The following is a 10,636-nucleotide window of genomic DNA, read 5'->3' as shown; positions in this document are numbered from 1 at the left end:
GTGCCCGCCCGACCCGACCTTCCGTGCCCGTCCCGTCCCACCCGACCGGAACGGGCACGGAAAGTCGGGTCGGGCGGGCACCGGCCTTCCTACGGTGGTGGTCGCAAGGGAAGGAGACCGGAGTGCTGGACCGGCTGAACCAGGTCATGGCCCACATCGAGGACCACCTCGACCAGCGGATCGAGGCGGCCGAGCTGGCCCGCATCGCGTGGACGTCCGAGTTCCACCTGCGGCGGATGTTCTCCGCGCTCGCCGGGATCCCGCTGTCGGAGTACGTCCGGCGTCGGCGGCTCACCGTCGCGGGGGCCGAGGTGCTCGCGGGCGAACGGACGCTGCTGGAGATCGCCGTGCGCCACGGCTACGGATCGGCCGAGGCGTTCGCGCGGGCGTTCCGGGCGATGCACGGCGTCGGCCCGGGCGAGGCGCGGCGGACGGGCGCGGCCCTGAACTCCCAGCCCCGGATGTCCTTCCGGCTCGTCGTCGAAGGGAGCACCACCATGAAGTACCGGATCGTCGAGAAGCCCGAGTTCAAGGTCGTCGGCCGCAGGGCCCGCGTCCCCCTGATCCACGAGGGCGTCAACCCGCACATCGCCGAGATGATCCGGGGCATCCCGCCGGAGACCGTGCAGCGCATCGCCGACCTGTCCGACCAGGAGCCCGAGGGCATCGTCTCCGCGGTCGTGCACCTCTCCGACAGCCGGGAGGAGGGCGTCCTGCTGGACTACCACCACGCGGTGGTGACCGGCGCCGACGCCCCCGAGGACCTCGACGTCCTCACCGTCCCGGCCGGCACCTGGGCCGTCTTCGAGAACACCGGCCCCTACCCCCGGTCCCTGCAGTACCTCTGGCGGGACATCTTCACCGAGTGGTTCCCGTCCAATCCGTACGCCACCCGGCCGGGCCCGGAGATCCTCCGCACCCGGCCGACGGCCGACTGGTCCGAGGCGACCAGCCAGCTCTGGATCCCGGTGGAGCGGACGGTGTCCTGACCCGATGTCGGGCACGGCGGCGCGTCCGTGCTCAGGCGCCCGCCGTGACGAGGCCGACCAGCAGGTCGAGCCGGGTGCGGTGGGCCGCGGGGCGGAGGCGACTGCCCTCGGTGAGGGTGGCCAGGCCGTGCAGGGCGCTCCGGAGGAGTTCGGTGCAGGCCTCCGGGTCGGCGCCGCGGGCGGTGGCCAGGGGTTCCACCGCGTCGTGGAGCTCGCCGAAGGCGGCCTTCAGCGGGGCCGGCGTCGCCGCGGTGTCGAACGCGGGGCCCGTCCTGCGCGTGAACATGGCGGCGTAGACCGCGGGCCCGGCCCGGGCGAACTCCAGGCACGCGTCGGCGAGGGCCCGCAGTCCGGCCCGCCCGCCCGTCCTGCCGGCCGGCCCGGGCCCGGCGCAGGGCGGTGGCCAGGTCTTCGAAGCCCTCGTCGGCCACGGCCGCGACGATCGCGTCCTTGCCCGTGAAGTGGCTGTAGAGCACCGGCTGGCTTTACTCGACCCGCTCGGCGAGGCGGCGGGTGGTGACGGCTCCCCGGCCCTCCGCCTCGGCGAGTTCGCGGGCCGTCGTGACGATGAGCCGGTGCCGTTCCGTCCGTTCGCGCTCCCGGCGCCGTGGTGCTGCCACGCTTCGATCCTGGCGCTGCCAGACATCCGATCCTCGTCAGATCTGGCATCGATCCAAGCGCTAGCACCGCTAGGACACCTCGTGGGAGGAACCCATGACCAGGCGTCACATCACCACCGCCCCGGCGGCGGTGACCGGTGCCGAACGACCGCGGCCGAATGACCGCGGCCGGATGACCGCGGCCGGATGACCGCTGCGCCGGGTCCGAGCCCCCGAGACGGGGGATTCCCGGACCCGGCGCACGTCTCGGCGAGGTCCGTACCCGGATCAGAGCCGGCCGTGGTCCTTGAGCACCCGGCGGGACTGCGCGAAGAGCATGCCGACGTTCACGGTGTTGCGGCAGACCACCACGGCGACGATGTCGTCGGCGCTGTCGACCCGGAGGAAGAGGTGCGCCAGGTTGTCGCTGTTGACCAGGATCTCCTGGAAGTAGTGGCGGTCGCTCACCACACCGCGCCGTTCCTTGAAGATGCCTTCGATCATCACCACGTTGCGGCCCTGGAAGAGGTCGAGGGTGGCGGCGGCCAGCATGTCCAGGACCTCCGGCGGGTGCGAGTCGACCGTCTCGACGGACAGCAGCATGCCGGTGGACATGTCGATGATCCCCGCGGCCAGGCACTCGGGCACCTCCGTGCGGAGGCCCTTGACCAGGGCGTTCACCCGGTCGGACATGGTCTGGAATCCCTGCGGTGTGCTCACGGTGCTCCTTCTCGTGGTCGGGTGGTGCGGTGGCGGCCGGACGGGACGCCGCGTCAGGACCGGGGCGCGGTCAGCAGACGGTCCATCCGGTCGGCGGCGGCCTGCGACTCGGTGTGCAGCCGGGCGATGTCCATCCCGGAGTCGCCGAGGACGGTCATCAGGCCCATCCGGCCGATCGGCTGGACCACCACGTAGCCGTGGCTGAACTGCGCCACCGTCCGGTGCAGCAGCCCCTTGCCGGTGGACTGCCCCGCCCGGCGGGCCAGGCCGAGCGCCGCGGCGGCGAGCGCGGCCAGGCTCTCGCCGTCGATGCCCTCCTCGGTGTCCGCGGCGACCAGCAGGCCGTCGACCGCGGCCACCGCGAGGTCGGTGACGCCCGCGACCCGGTCGCGCAGCGCGCGCATTTCGGCGAGCAATTCGCCGTTCTCGCTGCTCACATCTCTCCTGTTCTGGGAATTCACCGGCCGGCGCCGGACGGATTTCTCGGGCACGCCGAACCGGCCCGCCGACGGGCGGGAATCGCGGACGGATGTCCGGCGGTCGCGGCGGGCCGGTCAGGAATCGCGGGCGCGCCGGTGGCGCCCGGCGGCCGACCGCCACGCGAGGACGTCGTTGATGCCGCTGGCACCCCGCCGGCGGACGGGCAGCCGCCCTGCCGGCTGGTGCACCGGCACGGGGTCCGGCGGGCGGCGGGCCGCGGTCACCCCGGGCCGCCCGCCCGGTGCGGGCAGCGGGCCGGCCGGACCCGGGGCGGGCGGAACGACCTCCACCAGGCCCTCGGCCAGCAGCCGGGAGACCTCCACGGTGACCGCGTACAGGCCGCGGCCGAGCCGGAAGGCGATGTCCCGCGCGCTGCGCCGCCCGTCCGCGCAGCGCAGGATCTCCCGGCGCTCGCCGGTGAGGCGGCCGGCCGGTCCGCCGCCCGCCTCCCGGTACGCCCCGGTGCCCGGGCCGATCCGGTCGCGCAGCGGGCAGAGCGGAGGGCGCAGTGCGGCGAGCGCGCGGAGCCTGCGGTCCGTCTCGTGCAGCAGCCACTCCGGGTCCACACCCTGCGGGGCGGGCAGGTGGTGCCGGGCCGGGCCACCGGCCAGGGTGCAGCCGTCGACCCGTCCGGCGGCCACCGCGAAGGCGCCGTCCAGGGCGGCCATCGTGCACATCAGCTGGAGTTCGGCCGCGCCGAGCAGGTCCCGGGCGACGAGTTCGGCGCCGGTCCGGTCGGCTGCGGCGCCCGCGCGGCAGGCGGCCTCCCAGTCGTCGGTGCTCACCCGGCCGGAGCGCAGCAGCAGGGTGGCGACGTCCGGGGCGCCGGGGGAGTCGACCGCGGTGACGACCCCGGAGGCGAGGTGGAACACCCCGCCGGGGTCGCCCAGCACGGTCAGGGTGCCCGAGGGGCGCCCGTCCGGGGTGCCGGCGAGCGCGGTGGCCAGCCGCCCGGCGGCGTCCGTCCGCACCACGGCGGGCAGTGCGGCGCCGCCCGGGGGGCGGGATGCGGTCACGCCCGCGCTCCGCGGTCCGTGCGGCGATCGGAAACGGTCATAAAAGGCCGTGCACCGGCAGCGCGGAGAAATATTCGACCGGTCCCGGTGAATTCATGCACGACTCCCCCTCGGCGCAGACCGAATACCGGCGAATTCCCCGCCGATGGCAACGTGCGACATCCAACCGCCCGCCCCGATCCGTAGTCAAGCCATTCCGGTGCGTGATGGACAGCGGCAAATTCCCCGTGATATCCGGCGCGCGACCCGTGGAACGTCCACGGCGGGACGCGGTGGGGCTGCCGTTGCCCCGGCCCGGTTGGCAGACTGGCGGGATGACGTCGAGTTCGCTGGGCAAGGGCGCCAACGTGGTGGTCGGGGTGCCGGAGGTACGGGCCGCGTTCACCTGGGCGCAGGCGCCGGACGGGCCGGTGGCCCGGGTCTGGGCGGTCCTGCTGGGCGCCGACGGCCGGGCCCTCGGGGACGGTGCCGCGGTCGGCGGGGCCCGTCCGGCCGACCCCTCGGGCCGGGTCCGGCAGGGCGGTGCCCGTACGGTCGACGCCGACCTCGCAGCCCTCGCGCCGGAGGTCGAGCGGATCCTGCTCTGCGTCACCGTCGACGACGGGTACCTCGGGCAACTGTCCGACCTGGAGCTGCTGCTGACGGACGGCCGGACGGGCGCGTCGCTGGCGCACTTCCCGATCGCCGCGGGCCGGGAGACGGCGGTCGTCGGCGGCGAGCTCTACCGCCGGTCGGGCCAGTGGAAGTTCCGCGCGGTGGGCCAGGGCTGGGCCACCGGCTGGGCCGGCCTCACCGCCGACCACGGAGCCGTCGAGCCCCCGGCGGCCGTCGAGCCGCGGACGGCCGTGGCACCTCCCGCGGCCGCACGGCCGCCCGTGCCGCCGATGCCCGCGCCGGTACCGCCGGCCCCCGTACCGCCCGCTCCGGCACCGCCGGCCCCGGCACCTCCCGTGCCGCCGTACCGGCCCGCACGGCAGGAGCAGCCCCCGGCGGCACCGCAGGCGGAGCAGGCGCTGCCGGTGGACGTCCGCAAGCGGCTCTCGCTGCGCAAGCAGCAGGTGGCGGTGAGCCTGGAGAAGCACGGCGCGGCCGGCGTCCGGGCCCGGGTGGTGCTGGTGCTGGACGCCTCAGGGTCGATGTCCGGCCTGTACCGCCGCGGCACGGTCGCCGGGGTGGTCGAGCGGATGGCCGCGGTCGCCGCGCAGCTGGCCGAGGACGGCCGGATGCACGCGTGGACCTTCGCCACCCACCCGGCCCGCCTGCCGGACCTGCACCTCGCCGAGCTGCCGGAGTGGATCCCGGCCCACGTCCGGGTCGGCGAGCTGACCCTGTTCGGGCGCCCGAAGAAGCCGCGGCGCGGTCTGCCGCCGGGCCAGGTCGACATGCGGCTCGTCGGCATCCAGAACGAGGAGCAGAAGGTCATCGCCGAGGTCCGTGCGCACGTCCGGGCGCATCCGGTGGCGGACCCGACGCTGGTGCTGTTCTTCTCCGACGGAGGCGTCTACCGGAACGCGGCCATCGAGCAGGAGCTGCGGGCGGCCGTGGAGGAGCCGGTCTTCTGGCAGTTCGTCGGCCTCGGGCAGGCCGACTACGGGGTGCTGGAACGCTTCGACACGCTGCCCGGCCGCCGGGTGGACAACGTCGGCTTCTTCGCCGTGGACGACATCGACCTGATCTCGGACCCGGAGCTCTACGACCGGCTGCTCACCGAGTTCCCGTCCTGGCTCGTCGCCGCCCGGCAGGCCGGCATCCTGCGCTGACACCGTCCGGCGGTTCCCGGCCGCACGTCAGAGCAGCGGTGGGCAGTGGGTGTCGGTCCACGCGCGGGCGGCCGCAGGCACGTCGGTGATCAGGGCGTCGGCGTGCCGGTCGGCCGCCGTCCGCCAGTCGGCCTCCCGGTCGGGCGTCCACACGTAGACCTGCCGGCCGGCGGCGTGCTCGCGGGCGATCCGTTCCGGGGTGGCGAGGGTCTCTTCGAGGGCGATGCCGGAGAGCCGCAGCCCGCCCGGGTCCTCGGCGTCGGCCGTGCCCTGGACGAGGACGACCGGCAGGCCGGGGGCCGCCGCGTGGGCCGCCCGCAGCATCGCGGGGTGGAAGGAGTACAGCACCACGTCGGCGCCGCTGGCCGCGGCGGCGCGGGCCGCCCGGGCCGCGTTCCCCGGGCTGTCCTGCTCCTTGATCTCCATGAGCAGTCGCGTCCGGGTGCCGGACAGCTCGCGGAGCAGCCGGTCGAGGGTCGGGACGGGCTGCGCGAGGCCGGGGCCGGCGGTGACGTGCAGGGCGGCGATCCGGTCGGCCGTCAGGTCGGCCACCCGGCCGTGGCCGTCGGTGACCCGGTCGACGGTGTCGTCGTGCATCAGCACCGGCACGCCGTCGCGGGTGGTCCGCACGTCGGTCTCCAGCCAGTCCGCCCCGCCCGCGAGGGCGGCCCGGAAGGCGGCCATGGTGTTCTCCGGGGCGGCCTCGGGGGCGCCGCGGTGGCCGGCCACGGCGAGCGAGGGGCAGCGCGGCACGGGACCGGCGGGCACCGGTTCGGGCAGCACTCCGAGGTCCGTGGACGCCGCCCCGGCGGGGTCGTCCGCGGCCGCGGGGCGGGTCGTCCGCAGGCTGCCGCGGTGCACGCCGTCGCCGGGCGGGAGGAGCGCGGTGATCACCAGTGCGGCAGCGGCCGCCGTCACGGTCCGTGCCGTCCGCCGGGAGGTCCTCATGCCGGGGATGATGGGCCCGCGCGCCCGTCCGGGGGCCGGAGCCACGGGTGGTGTGCGCCGCTCGGCCCAGCCCGGCCGCCCGTCCGGGTGATGGCGGGGACGGCGGGGTGACGGAGCTGCGGGTGCGGGGGGCACGGCGGATGCGGCGGGTGCGTCCCGGGTCGGGACCCCGCCTCCGCCGCCGGCTCAGTCGGAGACCTCGTCGGGCCCGGTGAAGCCGGGCGGGGTGTAGCCGGGGCTGGTGAACTCGGCCGTCCGCGGCTCGCGTCCCTCCGGGTCGGTGAGCCCCTCGACGCCGGGGCTGGTGAATCCGGCGCTGCTGTACCCGGGCCGGCTGTAGCCGGGGCTGAGGAGGTCGGGCGGCACCGGCCGGCCGGCGGGCTGCGGGGACAGCGCCGGGGTGGAGCCGAGGTTGTCGTGCAGGTAGGGGAGCAGCGCGCGCTCGCGCAGGGCGGTGTGCCAGGCCCGGCGGGCCTCGGCGACGTCCGCGGCGAGGTTCGGGTCCTGCCCGGCCGGGTTCGCCGAGCCGTCCCGCAGCGCGGTGAGCAGCAGGCCGACGATGCCGACGGCCATGGCGGCGGTGCCGACCGCGATGGCGGCCCAGCCGGCGGTGACCACGCTGCGGCCGAGCGGCAGGGCCGGCCGGGCGGCCCGCAGCGCGTACCCGATGGCGAGCAGCAGGGCGGCGGCGGACCAGGACAGGATCGGGGCGAGCACGGTGAGCACCGGGAACAGCCCGGCGCCCTCCTCGGAGCGCAGCCGGCCGGAGAGCTCGCCGCCGAGTCCCCCGCCCCCGTGGGCGGGTGCGGGTGTGCGTCCGAGGTCCGCGCGCAGCCCGAGGTAGTGGCGGTACTCGGGCGCGGCGGCCGAGGCCACCGTCTCCGCGTTGAGCATCGCCTTGGTGCGCAGCTGCTCGGTGTTGAGATGGGGTTCGGTGGCGCGCAGTGCTTCGAGGATGGTTGCGTCGCGCAGTGCTTCGTCGAGGATGCGCTCGTAGTCCGGGCGGTCCTCGGCGAGCAGGTGCGGGGCGTCGGTCATGGGGACCCCGTTCCGCTGATTCACGGAGGTGGACTGGTGCGACGCGGCGGCCCGGTGGCGGGCGGGCGGCTGCGTGGTGCCTCGATGGTAGGGGTGACCACCGAGGCTCAGACAGTCGCTTTCCGGATTTTCAGCGCCCGGGGCGGACGTTCCGGGCCGCTCGTCGACGCTCCGTCAGCTTCCGCCGACGCGGTGTCAGGAAAGTGCGGCGGAGTTCAGTCGCCGCCCGTTCAGTTCACCGGCAGCCGGGCGATCAGCAGGCGGCCCTCCATGGTGACCCCGCCGTCCATGGCGACGGCCAGCTCGTCCGCGTAGATGTACGGGCCGGGGACGTGCGGCGGAGCGCCGTCGTCGGCGTGCACCGCCCCGGTGAGGTACGGGATCGGGCTGTGGCCGTGCACCACGCGGTAGCCGCCGTAGGCGCCGAGCAGCTCGTGGACGGCGTCCGGGCCGTTCTCGCCTCGGAAGGCGAACCGCTTGGTGAAGCGGCGGAAGCAGTCCCACCACTCGTCGGCGCCCTCGTCCGCGAGCAGGTTGTGGACGGCGTCGTTGACCTCGGCGATCGACTCGCCGTACTCCAGGTAGGCGGTGGTGTCGGAGTGCAGCAGCAGGTGGCCGTCCTCCAGCGCCATCGCGGGCAGCCGGGAGAGCCAGCTGATGTGGTGCGACTCCAGCCGGTCGAGGTCGTGCTGCTGGCCGCCGTTGAGGCGCCAGGCGGCGAGGAAGGAGGCGGTGCCCGCGGTGGACTGGACGGGCTCGTCGCCGTACTTGGCGGCGCCGAGGAAGAGCAGTTCGTGATTGCCCATCAGGGCCCGGCAGTAGCCGCCGGCCGCGGCGGCCTCCGCGGCGAGCTGCATGACGAGCTCGATCACGCCGATGCCGTCGGGGCCGCGGTCGGTGAAGTCGCCGAGGAACCACACCCGGGAGCGGCCGGCCGCCCAGTGGCCGTCCGCGTCGATCAGCGAGGCCTGGCGGAGGGCGGCGAGCAGTTCGTCGAGGTAGCCGTGCACGTCGCCGATCACGTACAGCGGGCCGGGCGCCTCGCCGGGTTCGGGCTGCGGGTACGGGAAGTTCACCGGCTGCTCGGTCAGCGGGGGACCGAGCTCGATGGTCGGCGGGTCGTCGCCGGTCGCGGCGGCCATCGGCGGCTGCTCGTGGCCGGTCGGCTCGTGGCCGGTCGGCTCGTGCGGCGGCTGCTCGTGGCCGGTCGGCTCGTGGACGGGCTGCTCGTGGCCCGTCCGGTGCAGCGTGCCGAGCTGCACGGTGGCGTCGTGCCCGCCCGGGTGCGCACCGTGGTGGGCCGGGGCGTGCCAGTGCTGCTCGAGGTAGTGCGCGCCGCCGTAGCCGCTGTAGGTCTCGTCGTAGCCGTAGCCGGCCGGCGGCTCGGAGGGTTCGTAGTAGGAGCCGTACGGGAGCACGTCGAGGTCCTGGTGGTGGCGGGGGCCTGAGTGGGGCGTTTCAGGCCCGGGGAAGCGGTCCTCGGGTGTCATTCGACCATCATAGGAAGACCACTCTCCCGGCGTCCTCACCTGGTGGGCATCCAATCCTTCGGAGCGTCACCGGGCCGGGCCGGACGGCCCGGTCCGACCCGGTCTGGGATGGTCTGGACCTCGCGCCGGAGCGGGTCGGCCCGGGCCCGGCCCGGCCCGGCGAGGACCGTGCCGGAGCTCAACCCCCGCCCGGTGAACGGGGCGGACTGACCGTCCTGCGGGGGCTGCGCCGCTGCGAGGAGGCCCGGACGATCAGCTCCGTCGGCATCAGGGTGCCCGGCGGTGGGCCCGTCCCCGCGGTGCGGAAGCGCGGCGGGAAGAGCCGCGCCCCCTCGGCGCGTTGCCCGCCGGACGAGCCGGCGTCGACTCCCTCGATGGCGTCGATCAGCAGGTTGACCACGGTGGTGCCGATCTTGCGCGGCTTGAGCGAGAGGGTGGTGATCGGCGGCTCGGTGCCCGCGTAGACGTCGCTCTCGCTGCAGCAGACCAGCAGCAGGTCCTCCGGGACGCGGAGGCCGTACCGGCGGGCAGCGGCCAGCAGGTCGGTGCCGTTCGGGTCGAAGAGGCCGTAGACCGCGTCCGGCCGGTCCGGCCGGGCGAGCAGCCGGTCGGCCGCCACGGCGCCGGCCGCCGGGTCGTGCGCCGGGTAGGTCTCGTAGACCGGCTCCTGGCCGACCCGCCGGCACCAGCCGAGGTACGCCTCGGTGGAGAGCCGGGTGTAGGTGTCGGTGCTGGTGCCGGTGAGCAGGCCGATCCGGCGGGCGCCGGCCTCCGACAGGTGGTCCAGGATGTCCAGCACGGCGGCCTCGTGGTCGTTGTCGACCCAGGCGGTGACCGGGCAGTTGCCCGGCTTGCCGTCGCTGACCACGGGCACGCCGGACCGGTAGAGCTCGGTCACCAGCGGGTCCTGGTCGGGCGGGTCGATGACCACCGTGCCGTCCAGGGCGATGTTGCTCCAGACGTCGTGCCGGGACGAGGCGGGGAGCACGACCAGGGCGAAGCCGCGGCCGAGCGCCGCGCTGGTGGCGGCCCGCGCCATCTCCGCGAAGTAGGCGAACTCGGTGAAGGTGAACGGCTCCTCGCCGTAGGTGGTCACGGTGAGGCCGATCAGGCCCGAGCGGCCGGTGCGCAGGGTGCGGGCGGCCGCGGAGGGGCGGTAGCCCAGGCGCTCGGCGACCTCGCGCACCCTGCTTCTGGTCTCCTCGGGCAGGCGGCCCTTCCCGTTGAGGGCGTCGGAGACCGTGGTGATCGACACTCCGGCGGCCGCCGCGACGTCCCGGATGCCGGCCCGCTCCAGGCGCCGCGAGGTGGACCGCCGTCCGCTCTGGTTGGCTGCTGCTGTCATGGCGGACCGATCGTATGGCGCATGACAGCGGGCTGTGACCGGCCCCGGCCACCGGTCTGAAGATACGTTTCTCCAAGAGTCGGAACGGATCACACCCTTCGATACCCGCTCCGATCCGGGCCTGTTACCTCTGACATGTGCCGTGGGAACGCGGCAGAATGGCTGATCTGCACCCGTAACCCGATCGGGCATCTCACCCGCATGGGTGAGCCCGGCCGGTATCGTGCGGGGCACCCGACCGGGGTGGCGCG

The 10,636-nt window shown here is 75.1% G+C and carries 11 protein-coding genes; 2 read left to right on the top strand and 9 right to left on the bottom strand.

Annotated features, from left to right (window positions below):
• The first annotated feature begins 122 nt into the window (after window positions 1-122).
• Entirely contained in the window at window positions 123-989 is an 867-nt protein-coding gene (locus tag AB0O09_RS19440; RefSeq protein WP_363542860.1) for an AraC family transcriptional regulator, read from the top strand.
• Between the two features lie 31 nt (window positions 990-1,020).
• Here the strand turns inward: AB0O09_RS19440 and AB0O09_RS19435 are convergent, their stop codons facing one another.
• The 5 genes from AB0O09_RS19435 to AB0O09_RS19415 all read right to left on the bottom strand — a co-directional run bounded on the left by AB0O09_RS19435 (window position 1,021) and on the right by AB0O09_RS19415 (window position 3,804).
• Window positions 1,021-1,314, bottom strand: a complete 294-nt coding sequence (locus AB0O09_RS19435) for a TetR-like C-terminal domain-containing protein (protein ID WP_363542865.1) — start codon at window positions 1,312-1,314, stop codon at window positions 1,021-1,023.
• Between the two features lie 160 nt (window positions 1,315-1,474).
• Window positions 1,475-1,609: a hypothetical protein gene (locus tag AB0O09_RS19430; protein ID WP_363542866.1), complete on the bottom strand. Its 135-nt coding sequence runs from the start codon at window positions 1,607-1,609 to the stop codon at window positions 1,475-1,477.
• Between the two features lie 267 nt (window positions 1,610-1,876).
• The gene (locus AB0O09_RS19425) at window positions 1,877-2,281 is read right to left on the bottom strand and encodes a hypothetical protein (RefSeq protein ID WP_363542864.1); all 405 of its coding nucleotides are present in this window, start codon (window positions 2,279-2,281) and stop codon (window positions 1,877-1,879) included.
• An 80-nt stretch (window positions 2,282-2,361) separates the two neighbouring features.
• Window positions 2,362-2,745: a roadblock/LC7 domain-containing protein gene (locus AB0O09_RS19420; protein WP_363542859.1), complete on the bottom strand. Its 384-nt coding sequence runs from the start codon at window positions 2,743-2,745 to the stop codon at window positions 2,362-2,364.
• Window positions 2,746-2,862: 117 nt separating this feature from the next.
• Complete coding sequence (locus tag AB0O09_RS19415; RefSeq protein WP_363542858.1) at window positions 2,863-3,804, bottom strand: MarR family transcriptional regulator; 942 nt, start codon at window positions 3,802-3,804, stop codon at window positions 2,863-2,865.
• A 314-nt stretch (window positions 3,805-4,118) separates the two neighbouring features.
• On the opposite strand from AB0O09_RS19415, the gene AB0O09_RS19410 reads away from it, so the two are divergent.
• Window positions 4,119-5,564: a VWA domain-containing protein gene (locus tag AB0O09_RS19410; protein ID WP_363542857.1), complete on the top strand. Its 1,446-nt coding sequence runs from the start codon at window positions 4,119-4,121 to the stop codon at window positions 5,562-5,564.
• Window positions 5,565-5,591: 27 nt separating this feature from the next.
• On the opposite strand, the gene AB0O09_RS19405 is transcribed toward AB0O09_RS19410, so the two are convergent.
• The 4 genes from AB0O09_RS19405 to AB0O09_RS19390 form a co-directional block, all read right to left on the bottom strand.
• On the bottom strand, window positions 5,592-6,512 hold the full coding sequence (locus AB0O09_RS19405; RefSeq protein ID WP_363542856.1) for a glycerophosphodiester phosphodiesterase: 921 nt from the start codon (window positions 6,510-6,512) through the stop codon (window positions 5,592-5,594).
• A 186-nt stretch (window positions 6,513-6,698) separates the two neighbouring features.
• A complete protein-coding gene (locus AB0O09_RS19400; protein ID WP_363542855.1) occupies window positions 6,699-7,550 on the bottom strand; it encodes a hypothetical protein in 852 nt (283 codons plus the stop codon).
• Between the two features lie 230 nt (window positions 7,551-7,780).
• Entirely contained in the window at window positions 7,781-9,040 is a 1,260-nt protein-coding gene (locus AB0O09_RS19395) for a metallophosphoesterase (RefSeq protein WP_363542854.1), read from the bottom strand.
• 178 nt (window positions 9,041-9,218) lie between these two features.
• Complete coding sequence (locus AB0O09_RS19390; RefSeq protein WP_363542853.1) at window positions 9,219-10,385, bottom strand: LacI family DNA-binding transcriptional regulator; 1,167 nt, start codon at window positions 10,383-10,385, stop codon at window positions 9,219-9,221.
• Window positions 10,386-10,636: the final 251 nt, after the last annotated feature.

Origin of the sequence: Kitasatospora sp. NPDC093679 (genome assembly GCF_040683455.1) — a bacterium.
In the GTDB taxonomy this organism is placed as follows: Bacteria; Actinomycetota; Actinomycetes; order Streptomycetales; family Streptomycetaceae; genus Kitasatospora; species Kitasatospora arboriphila.
This window is presented reverse-complemented; position numbering and strand designations above follow the sequence as displayed.